Annotated in this window: 9 protein-coding genes; 5 read left to right on the plus strand and 4 right to left on the minus strand. The window is 58.4% G+C overall.

Annotated features, from left to right (window positions below; all coding sequences use genetic code 11):
* Positions 1 to 11: 11 nt before the first annotated feature.
* Complete coding sequence (locus I6L48_RS09735; protein ID WP_113069863.1) at positions 12 to 1,373, plus strand: sodium-dependent transporter; 1,362 nt, start codon at positions 12 to 14, stop codon at positions 1,371 to 1,373.
* A 65-nt stretch (positions 1,374 to 1,438) separates the two neighbouring features.
* On the opposite strand, the gene rssA is transcribed toward I6L48_RS09735, so the two are convergent.
* A complete protein-coding gene (gene rssA, locus I6L48_RS09740) occupies positions 1,439 to 2,308 on the minus strand; it encodes a patatin-like phospholipase RssA (protein WP_041213338.1) in 870 nt (289 codons plus the stop codon).
* Between the two features lie 34 nt (positions 2,309 to 2,342).
* The gene (locus tag I6L48_RS09745) at positions 2,343 to 3,899 is read right to left on the minus strand and encodes a sensor domain-containing diguanylate cyclase (protein WP_162726165.1); all 1,557 of its coding nucleotides are present in this window, start codon (positions 3,897 to 3,899) and stop codon (positions 2,343 to 2,345) included.
* A gap of 210 nt (positions 3,900 to 4,109) precedes the next feature.
* Between I6L48_RS09745 and I6L48_RS09750 the strand changes: the two genes are divergently transcribed.
* From I6L48_RS09750 to I6L48_RS09760, 3 genes are all read left to right on the plus strand, one after another.
* Complete coding sequence (locus I6L48_RS09750; protein WP_162726166.1) at positions 4,110 to 5,162, plus strand: efflux RND transporter periplasmic adaptor subunit; 1,053 nt, start codon at positions 4,110 to 4,112, stop codon at positions 5,160 to 5,162.
* Positions 5,162 to 8,314: an efflux RND transporter permease subunit gene (locus tag I6L48_RS09755; RefSeq protein WP_216988005.1), complete on the plus strand. Its 3,153-nt coding sequence runs from the start codon at positions 5,162 to 5,164 to the stop codon at positions 8,312 to 8,314. The genes I6L48_RS09750 and I6L48_RS09755 overlap by 1 nt, the downstream gene beginning before the upstream one ends.
* 196 nt (positions 8,315 to 8,510) lie before the next feature.
* Positions 8,511 to 10,928 carry a YgiQ family radical SAM protein gene (locus I6L48_RS09760; protein WP_113069866.1) on the plus strand — a complete coding sequence of 806 codons (2,418 nt, stop codon included), beginning with the start codon at positions 8,511 to 8,513 and terminating at the stop codon, positions 10,926 to 10,928.
* Between the two features lie 108 nt (positions 10,929 to 11,036).
* On the opposite strand, the gene I6L48_RS09765 is transcribed toward I6L48_RS09760, so the two are convergent.
* Both I6L48_RS09765 and I6L48_RS09770 read right to left on the minus strand, forming a co-directional pair.
* Positions 11,037 to 13,661, minus strand: coding sequence for an NB-ARC domain-containing protein (locus I6L48_RS09765; protein ID WP_216988006.1), 2,625 nt, complete (start codon positions 13,659 to 13,661; stop codon positions 11,037 to 11,039).
* Positions 13,662 to 14,179: 518 nt separating this feature from the next.
* Positions 14,180 to 14,386, minus strand: coding sequence for a hypothetical protein (locus tag I6L48_RS09770; protein WP_113070623.1), 207 nt, complete (start codon positions 14,384 to 14,386; stop codon positions 14,180 to 14,182).
* 286 nt (positions 14,387 to 14,672) lie between these two features.
* Between I6L48_RS09770 and I6L48_RS09775 the strand changes: the two genes are divergently transcribed.
* Positions 14,673 to 15,623, plus strand: a complete 951-nt coding sequence (locus tag I6L48_RS09775) for a transposase (protein WP_216988007.1) — start codon at positions 14,673 to 14,675, stop codon at positions 15,621 to 15,623.
* Positions 15,624 to 15,876: the final 253 nt, after the last annotated feature.

The following is a 15,876-nucleotide window of genomic DNA, read 5'->3' on the forward strand; positions in this document are numbered from 1 at the left end:
GCGAGACAACGATGAGCCAATCCATTACCAAAGCCCGAGATGGGTTTACCAGCACCTTTGGCGTGCTGGCCGCGACCCTGGGGTCTGCCGTCGGGCTCGGCAATATCTGGAAGTTTCCCTATCTGACCGGTGAGAACGGTGGCGCCGGTTTTCTGCTGGTCTATGTCGTCGCCACCCTGCTGGTGGGATTGCCGGTGATGATCTCCGAGATCATGCTGGGGCGCGAGGCCAGGACGGATGCGGTCAGCGGGCTCATCAAGCTGGCTCCGAAGGGGCAACCCTGGTGGCTGATCGCCGCCATGGGGGTGAGCGCGGCCTTCCTCATCATGTCGTTCTACTCCGAGGTGGCGGCCTGGGTGTTTGCCTACATCTTCAAGGCGGCCAGCGGCGAGATCCTCTCCACCGATCCCGCCGTCACGGGTGCTGCCTTCAATTCGCTCATCACGGATCCCTTGCAGAGTCTGCTCTGGCAGTGGCTGGTGCTGGCCCTGATGGGGGGGATCTTGCTGATGGGGGTCTCCAGGGGGATCGAAGCGGTCACCAAGCGGTTGATGCCACTGCTCTTCATCCTGCTGCTGGTGGTAGGCGTGCGCAGCCTGACTCTGCCCGGAGCGAGCGAAGGACTGCATTTCCTGTTCTCGCCGGATTTCTCCAAGGTGACCGCAGGCGTCGTGCTGACGGCCATGGGGCTGGCGTTCTTCAAGCTCTCCATCGGGATGGGCTGCATGATGACCTATGGCAGCTATTTTCGCGATGATCAGCACATCCCTCTCACCACGGTACGGGTGATGTGCGCGGATCTCTTCGTCTCCATGCTGGCGGGGATCGCCATCTTCCCGGCGGTGTTTGCCTTTGGCTTCGAGCCGAGCGCAGGCCCCTCCCTGCTGTTCATCACCATACCCGCAGTCTTTGCCAGTATCCCCTTTGGACACCTCTTCATGGTGCTCTTCTTCGTGCTCTCCGCCATCGCAGCCACCGGGGCCATGCTCTCCATCCTGGAGGTGCCGGTCTCGGTGCTCTCCGAGCGCTTTCACATGAGCCGCACAAGGGCGACCCTGATCAACCTGCTGGTGCTGGGGGCGGTCGGCTCGACCTGTGCGCTCTCGAGCAGCACGCTGGCGGATGTGCAGGTTGGCGGGAAAACCTTCTTCGATCTGTTCGACTTCGTCTCTTCCAACGTGCTGATGCCCCTTGGCGGCATCATCCTCTGCCTCTTTGTGGGCTGGGTATGGGGATTTGAGCGGATGACGACGGCGCTGACCAATGGGGGCAAGCTGGCGTTGCCCATCCTCAGCCCCCTGTTTTTCATCATCCGCTATGTGTCGCCGCTGCTGATCCTGGTGGTGATGCTCAAGGGGCTGGGGCTGTTCTGAGGCGCGTCGCCCGAAACAAAAAAGCGCCTATTGGCGCTCTTTTTATCTTTTACCCCGATATGCCTTCATATCAGGCAGAGTCGTGACAGCTCCTCCTTGAGCTGCTCCAGGTTGCGCTCGACACAGGCTTCCCCCTCGTCGATGGCGTCGCTCGCGCGGTGGAAATCCATGATGGAGAGGTTGCCAAGGCGCGGGCAGAGCTGGATCTCGGGGGGATCCCCGGCCATCCGGGCACGGGTGATGCGCTCCTGCATGATGTTGATGGAGCCCGTCATCACCCCCCACATGCCGGGGGTACTGGGTTCGCGCTCGCCCCGGTTCAACCACTGGCTGAGCAGCCCCCCCTGCACGGGCTCGTCCGGTTCGTCGGTCCAGGGCTGGTGCATATCGGTGTTGAGGTTGACGGCGATCACCACCTCGGCTCCCATGGCGCGGGCCAGGGAGATGGGGACAGGGTTGACCACGGCCCCGTCCACCAGCCAGCGATCCTCCACCCGGGTCGGGGTGAGCAGGCCGGGCATGCCGCAGGAGGCGCGCACGCACTGGCGAAGCGGCCCTTCCTGCAACCAGATCTCGCGACCGGTATCGAGTTCGGTGGCGACGCAGGCAAAGGGCAGCGGCAGGCTTTCGATGGCGGGATCCCCCAGATGGCCGGCGGCGATGCCAAACACCTTGTCACCGCGAAACAGGCCGCCGGAGAGGGCAGGATCGAGCAGCCCCATGACCTGCAGGCGGCTGAAGCCGCGCACCCAGCTCTCCAGCTTGTCCAGTTCACCAGCGGCATAGGCGGCGCCGACAAAGCTGCCGATGGAGCAGCCAGCCACCAGATCCGGCTTGACGCCCAGTCGCTCCAGGGCACGGATGATGCCGATGTGGGCCCATCCTCGGGCCGCACCGCTGCCCAGGGCCAATCCCAGACGGGGTTTTCGTGACACAGTTGCGTCTCCTGACATGAAGTGGGAGTCCAGCTTACTCCGGCTTCTCCTGTCCGTCATCCCGCCACGCTTCGCTGCGATTGCGGCCGTTGGCCTTGGCCTGATAGAGGGCGATATCGGCGCGGCGGATCACCTCCTGCAAGGAGATGGCTGGTGATTGACGACAGTGGCCCAGGCTGACGGTCACCTTCAGCTCGGCCGCGATGGCGCTCCAGGGATGCTCTGCTATGCACAGGCGAAGCCGCTCGGCCAAGGGGGCCAGAGGGATCGCTTCATCGGCGACGAGCAGCAGGAACTCCTCGCCGCCCCAGCGGATCAGGTGGCACTCCCGTGTCAGCAGGGACTGGCAGAGCTGCACCAGACGGATGAGGACCTGATCGCCCACCCCGTGGCCGAAACGGTCGTTGACCTGTTTGAAGTGATCGCAGTCAAACATGATGGCGCCGATGCGTTGGCGGCCTGCCAGGGCCTGGCGGTGTTCGAAGGCATCGAAGTAGTGGCGGTTGAAGGCGCCGGTCAGGGCATCGTGGCGCGACAGGTAGTTGAGGCGCCGGTTGAGGCGCTGGGCACGCAGGCTGGAGACGGTCGCCACCACCAGACAGAAAATGGTGATGAGCGCCGTCGCCGATTGCCACAACAGCGTCTGCAGTAGAGGCAGCAGCGGGATGCGATGGATGAGGGAGAGCGGTGTCTCCGGGATGGGATAGACGAGCTGCAGGGCGCCCTGTTGCCACTCATATTCCGCTGACTGCGCCGTCCTGGCCGGGGGCGGCGCGGTACCGGACTGGCTGCTGGCGAGGATCTGCTGATGGGCGTTGAGCAGGAACAGGGTACCAATCCGGGGGGCGAGGCGGTGCAGGGTCTGCGCCAGCGTGACGGTCTGGATGTCGATGCTGAGCAGGCCAATGATCTGGCCGCCCTGGGTAATGGGCTGGGAGAGGGTGATCATCTGCCCCCGTCCGGCAAAATCCTGGTAGGGGCGCGAGAGCATGGCGTGCTCCAGGTGGGGATGCCTGGCCATCGCCTCCTGCCAGTAGGCCTTGCTGTAAATCACGGGATCGAAGCGAAACTGGCTGGACGGCACCCAGGGATAGAGGTAGATGAAATTGTCCGTACCGGTGAAGTAGATCCAGGCCACGTCCCTGTCCAGCAGCTTGCTGGCCGTGGCGAGCAAGGGGGAGAGGCTGAGGGCGAGATGTATTCTGGCTTGCCGCTCGCTGCCGTCATGGGGTAGCGGGCCCTGCCCGGTCAGGTTGCCGATGAGGGCGGGGGGCAGATCGACGGGGATGCGATCCAGGTTGATGCCGTGCTCCCCGTCGGATTGCAGCGCCTTATAGAGCTGGCGAGAGAGCACGGACTGGGGATTGCTGCGCAGGCGCTCCTCCGCCTGGCCGCGCATGGCCTCGAGGAAGGTCTCCATTCGCTGGTGCTGGCTACTGAGCTGGGTCGCGGCGTTGATGGTGTCACGCTTGTTTATCTCGGTAACCTGGCGAAACGCATGTTGCAGGGCGAGCAGCAACAGCAGCAGGCCGAGGCCCAGCAGCAGCCACTGCAATCGGTATCTGGCAAAGGCGGGGGAGGGAATGGACATGGGCGTACCGGAAGATGGCGAGAGTCGGCATCAGTGTAAGGCAGAACCCTGACGTGCGTGCCGACAAGATGCGTTTTTGATGATCTTCTCACCGGACTGTTACGTTTTGTCACATTTATACATAGTCACGGCATAGTCAGGGGGTAACATGGTGCCATCCTTGATGAAGCTATCTCTTCTTCCTCTCTTTTTGACTGCATGGATCTTGTGATGAAAACGCGCGTGTGGCTGTGGCTTTTCCCTCTTCTACTATTGCTGGCGGCGGGCGACTGGCATCTGCGGCAGGCTGAACCCGCCAGCAAGCCTGCACCAAGAGAGATCAACATCAGGGCCGAAACCGTCAGGCAGAGCCTGGCCGAGCCCTCCATCAAGCTGGTGAGCAAGCTTGCGGCCAATCGCTCCGTGGCCATCAGTCCCGAGGTGACCGGCCGCATTGCCACCATCGCGGTGAGCTCCGGCCAGCAGGTCACACAGGGGCAGACCCTGATCGCCCTGGATGCGGGCAAGCAGCAGGCGGAGCTGGCCGAGCAGAGCGCCAGCGTGCGCGACGAGGCCCGCAAGCTGCGGGACATGCGCAAGCTGGTGGCGCGAGGCGCCGTCACCACCTCGGAGCTGGAGGGGCAGGAGGCGACTGTTGCCCAGGCCCAGGCCCGGGTCGATGCGGCCCGTTACGAGCTCTCCCTGCGCACCCTGGCCGCCCCCTTCGACGGCACCGTCAGCCTCATCGATCTCAGCGAAGGAGCCCTGGTCAACAGCGGCGACGTGCTCTTGCATCTGGACGAGCTGGCAAAACTGCGGCTCGATCTGGCGGTGCCCGAGCGCTACCTCTCCCTGCTGCGCCCCGGCATGGCGGTGACGGCAACCAGCTCGGCCTGGCCGGATCAATCCTTTTCCGGCGTGCTGGAGACACTCGACAGCCGGATCTCCAGCGACACCCAGAACATCAAGGCCCGCGTCATCCTGCCCAACACCGGCGGCCAGCTGCGCCCAGGCATGCTGATGAACGTGGATCTCTCTCTGCCACCCCAGAAGATGACCCTGATCCCCGCCCAGTCGGTGGAGTACGCCGGCGAGCAGCGCTTCGTCTATCGCCTGGAGGCGGACGGACGGGTGAAGCGCGTGCCGGTGGAGCTTGGCGACACCCATGGCGAGGCCGTCTGGGTGCTCAAGGGGTTGAACGTCGGCGATCGCATCGCGGTGGAGGGGCTGGTCAATCTGCGCGACGGCGCCCAGGTACGTGATCTGGGCGAGGTGAAAGGCTGATGTGGCTCTCCGATATCTCAGTACGCCGTCCCCTGGTGGCGGTGGTCATCAGCGCCCTGCTCACCGTGTTCGGCCTGGTGGCCTTCAGCAAACTCACCGTGCGGGAGATGCCGGATGTGCAGACCCCGTCCGTCTCCATCACCACCACCTATGAGGGAGCGGCCCCCGAGGTGATGGAGAGCCAGGTCACCAAGCCCATCGAGGATCAGCTCTCCGGCATCAGCGGCATCAAGAACATCAACTCGGTGACCCGCAAGGGGCGCTCCTCCATCACGGTGGAGTTCAAGCTCGGCTGGAACATGCTGGAGGGCACCTCCGACGTGCGTGACGCCATCTCCCGGGCCAGACCCAAGCTGCCAGACGGGGCGGACGAGCCCATGGTGACCAAGGACAACGGCAACGGGGATGTGGCCATCTGGCTCAACTTCAGCAGCACCCAGATGGATCGTACCGCCATGACGGATTACGCCAATCGCATGCTGGTGGACCCCTTGAGCCTAGTGGACGGGGTGAGCGAGGTCTCCCTCTCCGGGGACCTGACCCAGGTGATGTACGTGCGGCTGCGCCCCGCCGACATGGCGGCCCGCGGCATCACGGTGGCCGACGTGCAGGATGCCCTCAAGCGGGAGAACATCGAGCTGCCGGGCGGCGAGATCCGCAACAACACCATGACCATGGCGGTGCAGATTGCACGGCTCTATCACAGTGCGGAAGATTTTCGCACCCTGCCGGTCAAAACCGCCACCAATGGTCAGAGCATCTATCTGGCGGACATTGCGGATGTGGAGGTGGGGGCCAAGAACGAAGACAGCGCCTATCAGCGCAACGGCCGCGAGAGCCTGGGGATTGGCATCGTCGCCCAGTCCACCGCCAATCCTCTGGCGGTGGCCCAGGGCATCGAGAAGAAGCTCGTGGAGATGCAGCGCTTCCTGCCGGAGGGGGCCACCCTTGAGGTCGATTACGACTCCACCATCTTCATCAAGCAGGCCATCGACGAGGTATACGAGACACTCGCCATCTGCGCCCTGCTGGTGGTGGCCGTGCTCTATCTCTTCCTCGGGCAGGGGCGCACCACGCTCATCCCCGCCATCACGGTCCCCGTCTCCCTGATTTCGGCCTTCATCGGTGCCTGGTATCTGGGCTTTTCCATCAACCTCATCACCTTGCTGGCCCTCATCCTCGCCATCGGCCTGGTGGTGGATGACGCCATCGTGGTGGTAGAGAACATCCACCACCACCTGCAACGGGGCGAGTCCCCCTTGATGGCGGCCTGGCACGGCACCCGGGAGGTGGGCTTTGCCGTCATCGCCACTACCGCCGTGCTGGTGATGGTGTTCGTGCCCATCGCCTTTATGGACGGCATGGTGGGGCGCCTCTTCACCGAGTTCGTCATCCTGCTCTCCCTGGCCGTGCTCTTCTCCTCCCTGGTGGCGCTCACCCTGACCCCGGCCATGGGCTCCTGGCTGATGCGTGCCGTGGACAAGCCCAACGCCCTGACCGCCACCCTGGACAAGGGACTTGGCTGGGTGGAGGAGCGTTATCGCCGCGTGCTGGGAGCCGTGCTGCGCCGCGCCGTCTGGATGCCCCTGGTGTTGCTGCTCTGCCTTGGCGGCATTGGCGCCCTCTTTGGCAAGCTGCCCGCGAGCCTTACCCCGACCGAGGACAGGGGCGTGCTCTATGTGTTCGTGAAAGGGGCGGAGGGCACCAGCATCGAGCGGATGAAGCGCAACATGCAGCAGGTGGAGGCCGCCATCCTGCCGCTGCTCGGCAAGGGGGTGGTGCAGGCCATGAGCTTCAGCACCCCGGCCTTCGGGCGCGGCGGCGATCAGACCGGCATGGCCATCATCCAGCTCAGCGACTGGGCGGTGCGGGACGAAACGGCCACCGAGTTTGGCCGCTCCCTGAGCGGTCGCCTCGCCGGCATCCCCGACGTGATGATCCGCACCTTCCAGCCGGGGTTCAGAGGCGGCTCCACCGCGGCGGTGCAGTTCGTGCTGCAAGGCTCCGATTACGGCGAGCTCAACCAGCAGGGGCTGGCGCTCAAGGAGGCGGCGGCCCAAAGCGGGCTGATGCAGAGCCCGGATCTCGACTATGCCGAGAAGACCCCGGAGCTGCAGGTGACCATAGAGCGGGAGCGAGCCACCCAGCTCGGCATTCCGGTCTCCACCATCGCAAGCTCCCTGCAGGCCCTGCTCGGCGGCGTCAGCCAGACCACCTATGTGGACAGGGGCGAAGAGTATGATGTCTACCTGCGCGCCAACCAGACCCAGTTCAACGGCATCTCCGACATCAGCCGCATCTATTTGAAGGCCGCGAGCGGCGAGATGGTGAGCCTCTCCACCCTGGCGACCGTCACCCAGGTGGCGAGTCCCCAGCGCCTCAACCACTACCAGCGCCAGAAGGCGGTCACCCTCACCGCGGACGTGGCCCCCGGTCACACCCTGGGGGAGGCGCTTGACTTCCTGGATGGCTGGGCCGCAGATCACCTGCCCACCGGCATGTCGGTGGATTATGCCGGCGAGTCCAAGGACTATCGCGACAACCAGGGGGAGATGGCACTGGTGTTCGGCCTGGCCCTGCTGGTGGTCTATCTGGTGCTGGTGGCCCAGTTCGAGAGCCTGCTGACCCCGGCGGTGGTGATGATGACGGTGCCGCTCGGCATCTTCGGCGGCCTGCTCGGCCTCTGGCTCACGGGGCAGGAGCTCAGCATCTACAGCCAGATAGGCATGATCATGCTCATCGGCATGGTGACCAAGAACGGCATCCTCATCGTGGAGTTCATCAACCAGCTGCGCCAGCGGGGTGAAGGGTTCGAGGAGGCGATCATCAAGGGGTCGGTGCGCCGCCTGCGCCCCATCTTGATGACCTCACTCACCGCCATCATCGGCGCCGTGCCCCTGATGCTCTCCATGGGGGCGGGGTACGAGAGCCGGATGGCCGTTGGGACCGTGGTCTTCTTCGGCTTGTCCTTGGCGACCCTGGTGACCCTGCTGGTGGTGCCCGCCATCTATCACCTGATCGCCAGACGCGCGGGGATGACGGGGGCGCGGGACCGACTGGTGGACGAGGTACTGGCCACGGCAACCCCGGCCAGTCCCTCCCCGGTGCCGGGGGCGGTGGCCCCCGAGGGGCGGGACAAACCGGCGGCATAGCGTGCCGACCCGGATGACAGCAAGCAGGGCGCCAATGGGCGCCCTGCTTGTTGATGAGATCTGAGTCTGTCACGCCGAGCTGTCGCGCCCGCTCGAAGGCGCCCCTTCCCCTCGCGTTCTGTAGGGGCAAAAAGCCGTCGCCCCCGCCTGGCTCTGCCGGTATAATGCGCGACCCGAATTGTTCCAGGTGGTCAAAATGCAGCCGGTTACCAACCTCTTCTCCTATCCCCGTTACTGGGCCGAGTGCTACGGCACGGCGCCCTTCCTGCCCATGTCCCGCGCGGAGATGGACAAGCTTGGCTGGGACAGCTGCGACATCGTGCTGGTGACAGGCGACGCCTACGTGGATCACCCGAGCTTCGGTATGGCGGTGATCGGCCGCATGCTCGAATCCCAGGGTTTTCGGGTCGGCATCATCGCCCAGCCGGACTGGTCATCGAAAGATGACTTCATGCGCCTGGGCAAGCCCAACCTCTTCTACGGGGTGACGGCGGGCAACATGGACTCCATGATCAACCGCTACACCGCCGACAAAAAATTGCGCCACGACGACGCCTACACCCCGGGGGATGTGGGCGGCAAGCGGCCGGATCGCGCCACCCTGGTCTACACCCAGCGCTGCAAAGAGGCCTATAAAGAGGTGCCGGTGGTCATCGGCGGCATCGAGGCATCCCTGCGCCGCATCGCCCACTACGACTACTGGTCCGAGACCATCCGTCGCTCCATCCTCATCGACGCCAAGGCCGACATCCTCATCTACGGCAACGCCGAGCGCCCCCTGGTGGAAGTGGCTCACCGCATCGCAGGCGGCGAGACCATCGACACCATGCAGGACATTCGCGGCACCGCCGTCATCCGCAAGGAGCCGTTGCCGGGCTGGCGCGGGGTGGATTCGAGCAAGCTCGACCAGATTGGCCGCATCGATCCCATCCCCAACCCCTATATGGAAGGGGCGCCATGCAGCGATGACGAAGGTACCGCGCCGGTGGAGCAGGAAGCCAAGCCCATCCTGGTGCAGCCCCCTAAGCAAAAGCCGTGGGAGAAGACCTATGTCAAGCTGCCGGCGTTCGAGCGGGTGAAGGAGGACAAGGTGCTCTACGCCCATGCGTCGCGCATCCTGCACCACGAGACCAACCCGGGCTGCGCCCGCGCCCTCTCGCAGGCCCACGGCGATCGCATCATCTGGGTCAACCCGCCTGCCTTCCCCCTCGAGACCGACGAGATGGACGGGGTGTTCGGCCTGCCGTACCAGCGGGTGCCGCACCCGGCCTATGGCAAGGAGAAGATCCCGGCCTACGACATGATCAAGACCTCGGTCAACATCATGCGCGGTTGCTTCGGTGGCTGCTCCTTCTGCTCCATCACCGAGCACGAGGGACGCATCATCCAGAGCCGCTCGGAAGAGTCGATTCTGAAAGAAATCGAAGAGATCCGCGACAAGGTGCCGGGCTTTACCGGCGTCATCTCGGATCTGGGCGGCCCCACCGCTAACATGTATAAGCTCCGCTGCAAGAGCCCCAAGGCCGAGCAGACCTGTCGGCGCGCCTCCTGCGTCTGGCCGACCATCTGCCCGCACATGGACACCGACCACAGCCCGACCATCAACCTCTATCGCAAGGCGCGCGACCTCAAGGGCATCAAGAAGATCCTGATCGCCTCCGGGGTGCGTTACGACATCGCGGTGGAAGATCCGCGCTACATCAAGGAGCTGGCCAAGTACCACGTCGGCGGCTACCTCAAGATCGCGCCGGAACACACCGAAGAGGGCCCGCTCTCCAAGATGATGAAGCCGGGCATGGGCAGCTACTACAGCTTCAAGGAGCTGTTCGACAAGTATTCCAAAGAGGCGGGCAAGCAGCAGTACCTGATCCCCTACTTCATCTCCGCCCACCCGGGCACCACGGATGAGGACATGGTGAACATGGCGCTCTGGATTAAAGCAAACCGCTTCAAGCTCGATCAGGTGCAGAACTTCTACCCGTCGCCACTCGCGAACGCCACCACCATGTATTACACCGAGAAAAACCCGCTCAACAAGGTGAGCCGCCAGGGTGGAGACGTGTTCGTGGTGAAAGGGGAGCGCCGCCGTCGCCTGCACAAGGCGCTGCTGCGCTATCACGATCCGGCCGGTTGGCCGATGATCCGCGAAGCCCTGCTGGAGATGGGCAAGGGTCACCTGATCGGCAACGGCCCCGACTGCCTGGTGCCGCCGGAAGGCCGTGGTGAAGCCAAAGCCGAGCGCAGCCGCAACAAGGGCCTCAAGCCCGCCCTGACCCGCCACAGTGCCATCATCCATCAGCGCAGCAACGGGGCGGGCAACAAGGCCGCCCGCAGCGAGACTGGTGCAGGGAATGCCCCGGCAACCAGCAGAAATGGCGGCAAGGCTGGCAATGGCAAACCGGTGGGCGCCCAGCTCCAGAAAGGGGCTGGCAACGGCAAACCCGCCGCGCAGGGCGCAAGGCTGGGCACTGGTCAGGGTAAACCGGCCGGCAAGCCCGCCCATAAGGGTAAGGCCCCGACCCGCGCCGGCTCTGCCAAGCCGGGGGCCAAACCCGCCACTCAGGGCGGCAAGCCTGCTGCCAAAGGCAACGGCGCCAAGCGACCGGCTCGGTGATACTTTCTGATTGGAAAGAAATGCAAATAAAAAGGCGACCTGATAGTCGCCTTTTTATTTAGTTATTATATGTGACTTTAAATTATATTTATTGGTTAAGTATTTTTATTAATTTATTTCTTCATGATGAATGTCATTATTAATTTTTAATCTTTGAGAGAGTTTTATTAGATGTAAGTTTTCAGGTTCCATCTCGAGACCTTCTTTGACATATTTTATAGCTACCGATTCTTGCCCTGATTTTATAGCTAGCCATGCCATTCTTGATAAATCGGTCCCTTCGGCTTCTGATACTCTATTATCCATCATTTGTAATATTTTACTTGCCATTGCATTATTTTGAATTCTGTCAGACTCTGCAGAGTCTTTTATAAATGAGAAAAATCTGTTAGCTGTATTTGATAAATCATAGAAAGGTACATGAGAGAACTCAGCTCTTTCAGTAAAGGCATGAACCTCACCCAAAGTATCACCCGTCTGATAACAGCAGTGACCTAAAAGACGCCAACCCTCCGATATTTCGAAAGTGTCATTACTATTCTCTAATAAGCGGTTCAGTGCTTGCTTGGCTAACTCATATCCATTTTGATTTCTAAGCTCCATTTTCCATCTGGCAACAATAAGCCATCCTGAAGGATAGGCTCTGCACATTATTTCTATTATTGGTTGATATTTGGCATACTCATCACCAGACTCTACCTTTATTGCAATATTTTTAATTAAATTTTCAATCTTCTTTGCTAACCCTAAAGTCATATCATCTTTACGACTTGGCCCCATCATCTGAAGAATTTCAACGTCAGAAAGTATAGACTGTTTTGCTGGACTTATATTTAGTTTCTTCTTGCCGAAAACACTAGCTACAAGAGGTAGTCGTATGAATTCTTGCTGATCACTTGGGGTGATATATACTTCGGCCATGGAATATTGAAGTAATGATTCAACACCTTTTTCAACTTCTAGACGTTCATTTGTAGACCGATAGAGTACAGCCTCTAGGGCAAGTTTTGGTACAGGTGAATTCCATGCGGATAAAGTTAGAAAAGCTCGTTGTGAACATGGGCTGAGTGACGAATAAGTTCTCTCAAATAAAGCGGTTAAGATATCTTCAGTACCTGCAACGAGTCGGGTTATGCTTCCTGCTGACTTATTTTTTGCTACTTCACCAAGTAGAACCTTTATGACATATGGGTGGCCTTCAGATTTTTCAATTAGCTCTCTTGTGTATTTTCCATCAATGTACCTATCAACGCCTAATTTTATTGCTGTTTGATTTATCAGCTTTGTAGCCTCGTCTTCGGTCATACCACCAACCTCTACTGGGTAATCTCCTTTGAATTCACGAAGCCTCGTTGTAATTAGTGCCTTGTTAGGTAGGCGAATAAATGAGTCAATCCAGCTAAACATTTCTGCCGGGTTTTGTGTTGTTTCAAAATTGTCAAAAACAAAAAGGCATGAACCAAAATCTGATGTTTGTAATTGTTTTTCCAAATATTCTCTTGGGTTGAATAGTTTTTCTTTAATTCTGTCATCCGTTAGTACTAGGCTAGCATAGTATTTACCCATGTCATCTGGTGATAATACTAATGGTCTGACTGGTTTGGGACCTGTTAATTGTAAATCTACGTCTCGGGAACTTAACCACACAATACCAAGATACTTATTGTCTTTGTAAAGTTCTTGAATGATCTTCAATGCTAAGGAGGTTTTACCTATACCTCCTCGACCTAGCAATGTTATTATTGGTCTTTTGTTATCATTAATTAAATCTAGTAATTCATTCTCTAATTCTGGTCTGGATATATAATCATTAGGTAAGTCAGGTGCATTTGATAAACAGTTCCCAATTGGTATCAATTCACCTTTTCCTTCGGTGTTACTTGCAGGTAATGTACCTGGTGGAGTCAAGAATGCAGTGCCATCCCCATCAATCCGATCATCAGTCTCATAAGAGAGTAATTCGTATTTTTTATTGCTCATCCCGCCATTCGATATATAGAAGTCTCTAAGGTCTGAGTTGGTTTCTATTAAGTTTACCTTCCTTAATTCTCCAATTTTTAAGTATATGCCATTGGCATAATTTAAGTCATTCTTTTTAGTGAAGTGTGAAAACTCAGAAACATCACCATTAATTGGTGTTACTCTATATTTTCCGCTCAAGTTCCTATGTAAATGAAGCCATGGTCTTTTGAATATAGAGAAGTTATTATAGATGAGCATAATGCTATTAATTAAGTGTGGTGCGGCATTTGAAGCATTCTCTGATTGTGTGGCACCGTGAGCTCTTGTTTTGTTTCTAAGTGTTGAAAAAAGTCTAAACCATCTTTTTAGATCAGTTCTTGAACTAAACTCTTCAGAATCAAGCCCTAGAATATCAATAGCTTTTTTCAACTCATAGACAGAATCGTATTGCCACTCTCCTTTAGAGCATGACTTTGTTATTTCTGATTGTTCTATCCTTGCTTCAACTGTAAGAAATTGAGACGCAGCTCCAGTTACAGCATCATCTAGCACTCTACCCCAGTCACCGATCCCATCAGCCCTAACCAATTGATGCTCGAGCCTATAGCGATTTCTATCTTTATCTTCGGATATCGTAGATACAATTCCAAGAACAATTGTCTTAGTTAGTGCCTCTGCGGTTAATAATAATGAAAAAAAGTAGCTAAAATCGGACTCTGATTTAGATATGTCGGCTCTGTTCAATATTCTTTCGATTAATAGATGTGACATAGGCATGTATCTCTTTTTGAAGTTTGAAGTCCTAGAGTATGGAGGTAAGTCAACATTCTTATATCGCTGCATCAGCGGTGCTTGTCATACAAGTAACACGCTACCGCCCATGGATGACAGCTTCCAATATGCTCCCTTGACCAGCGATGGGCCGCAACCCATCGCAGTTCAACAGGTTCCAGATAGCCACTGTAAGCCAAACGAAGCTGCCTATGCGAGCCTTGAAGTGACGTAATTATCAGAAGTGTCTCGTTTTTTGACCTCTATCAAACTCTTCTTTATCTGCGACCTTGCCGCCAACCGGACAGAGCTCGGGTGCTGGCTGCTGGCCATCCGGCGTCGGCGCTTTGGCACTGGATACCCTGAGATTGTTTTACTGATGCAATGCATAAGCGAGCACCCGTTGCGTAGATGGAGCAATCAAGGTGTGGTGTGGGCAGGGCAATAGAGACGGGGAGGGAAAAGCGGTCCCTCCGATCAGGGGTAATCGGTGGCTGACAAGGCAGTAAACGGGTGGTTTACTCGATACGCATCACATCGGGATGGGCTGTGCTGGCGGCTTCGTGATAGATATCGTCAAGCCAGCGCGGGATCTCATCCTCAGTCAGAAAGTCGGGAATAATCACATCCCATATACGTGAGTATTTGCGCTCGGGTAGGCTGACGTTAAACAGCAGCCACTGCTTCCCCTCTCGTTTTACGCCAACCCAGAAAATCTGGGACACCCACCTTTTTGTGTAGGGCGTAACGCCACCGAATCTCACGCTAGCGCCCGTGGATGACAGCTTCCAACATGCTTCATTGATCAGCGGGGCAGCAACCCATCGCAGCTCAACAGGTTCTGGATGGCCATGAAATCTGGGACATGAAATCTGGGACACCCACCTTTTTGACAGCGACGTAGCCCTGTACTTGGCTTAAGGTGTCACGACGAAATCTGGGACACCCACCTTTGTGACAGCGGCGTAGCCCTGTACTTGGCTTGAGGTGTCACTGCCCAGGGGGTGAGCCATGACCATTGCTCGTTCACGTCAAATCAGTTTGCAGGATACGCCTTACTACCATGTGGTCAGTCGCTGTGTGCGGCGGGCGTTTCTGTGCGGGGAAGATGCCCACTCCGGCCAGAGTTACGAGCATCGGCGCCAGTGGGTGGTGGACAAGTTGGGCCAATTGTCGCGACTGTTTGCCATCGGTGTGTGTGCCTATGCGGTGATGAGCAATCACTATCACTTGGTGCTCAAGGTCGAGCCGGATACCGCTGCCAATTGGAGCGAGCAGGAGGTGGCCGAGCGTTGGGCGGCGCTGTTCCAGTGGCCGCTGCTGGTACGACGCTGGTATCAGGGGGAATCCCTGATTGAGCCCGAACTGGTCGTGGTGCAACAACTGATAGGGCAGTGGCGGGAGCGCCTGCATTCCATCAGCTGGTTTGTGCGGTTGCTCAACGAAAACCTGGCTCGGCAGGCCAATCGGGAAGATGGTTGCAAGGGCCATTTCTGGGAAGGGCGCTTCAAGAGTCAGGCCTTGCTCACCGAATCAGCCCTGCTGGCCTGCATGGCCTATGTCGATCTCAATCCGATACGGGCGGCGATTGCCGACCGGCCCGAGCATAGCGACTACACCAGCCTCAAGCAGCGTTTCGATGGCGAGCAGTCCGCCGCCCCATTGTCGCCGTTGTTGTTGCCATTTGCGCACGACGCGCGACCCGATAGCCTGCAATATGCCTTTGCGGATTACCTGATGCTGGTGGACTGGACAGGTCGCGCCATCCGAGTGGACAAACGGGGCCATATCCCGGCTTCTCTTGCTCCCATCCTGGCGCGGCTGGGGTTGGACGAGGTGCGCTGGCTCAAGCAAGTGACGCTGTTTCGGCGCCAGGGCATCAGAGTGGTGGGTGACAAAGAGCATTGTCAGCAGTTTGCCTGGCACTGTGGCCAGCGACGGTGTCATCAAACATCCCTTTGAGTGATGAATGCTCGCATCATAACAACGTCCGGTATCGCGCCAGCTCCCCGCCGGTGTGATCGCATCTGAATTGGCGTCATCGATGCCAAGACATTCTTTTTAATCCCCCGAGTTTCACAAATGCCATCGCAAATGCTGGATGACGAGTTGTGCTGTGCTGGGCGCTGGATGAGGGCTTTCTCTAAAAGATGGCTGTCCTGATAAGGTGTTGTCAGCAGTTTGCCTGGCACTGTGGCCAGCGACGGTGTCATCA

Source organism: Aeromonas sp. FDAARGOS 1418, from assembly GCF_019048585.1.
Classification (GTDB): domain Bacteria; phylum Pseudomonadota; class Gammaproteobacteria; order Enterobacterales; family Aeromonadaceae; genus Aeromonas; species Aeromonas caviae.

What these genes read in the sequence shown, in the direction of transcription:
- I6L48_RS09735 (WP_113069863.1), top strand. Translation starts at nt 12, where the DNA reads ATGAGCCAATCCATTACCAAAGCCCGAGATGGGTTTACCAGCACCTTT.
- I6L48_RS09745 (WP_162726165.1), bottom strand. Translation starts at nt 3,899, where the DNA reads ATGTCCATTCCCTCCCCCGCCTTTGCCAGATACCGATTGCAGTGGCTG.
- I6L48_RS09750 (WP_162726166.1), top strand. Translation starts at nt 4,110, where the DNA reads ATGAAAACGCGCGTGTGGCTGTGGCTTTTCCCTCTTCTACTATTGCTG.
- I6L48_RS09755 (WP_216988005.1), top strand. Translation starts at nt 5,162, where the DNA reads ATGTGGCTCTCCGATATCTCAGTACGCCGTCCCCTGGTGGCGGTGGTC.
- I6L48_RS09760 (WP_113069866.1), top strand. Translation starts at nt 8,511, where the DNA reads ATGCAGCCGGTTACCAACCTCTTCTCCTATCCCCGTTACTGGGCCGAG.
- I6L48_RS09765 (WP_216988006.1), bottom strand. Translation starts at nt 13,661, where the DNA reads ATGTCACATCTATTAATCGAAAGAATATTGAACAGAGCCGACATATCT.
- I6L48_RS09775 (WP_216988007.1), top strand. Translation starts at nt 14,673, where the DNA reads ATGACCATTGCTCGTTCACGTCAAATCAGTTTGCAGGATACGCCTTAC.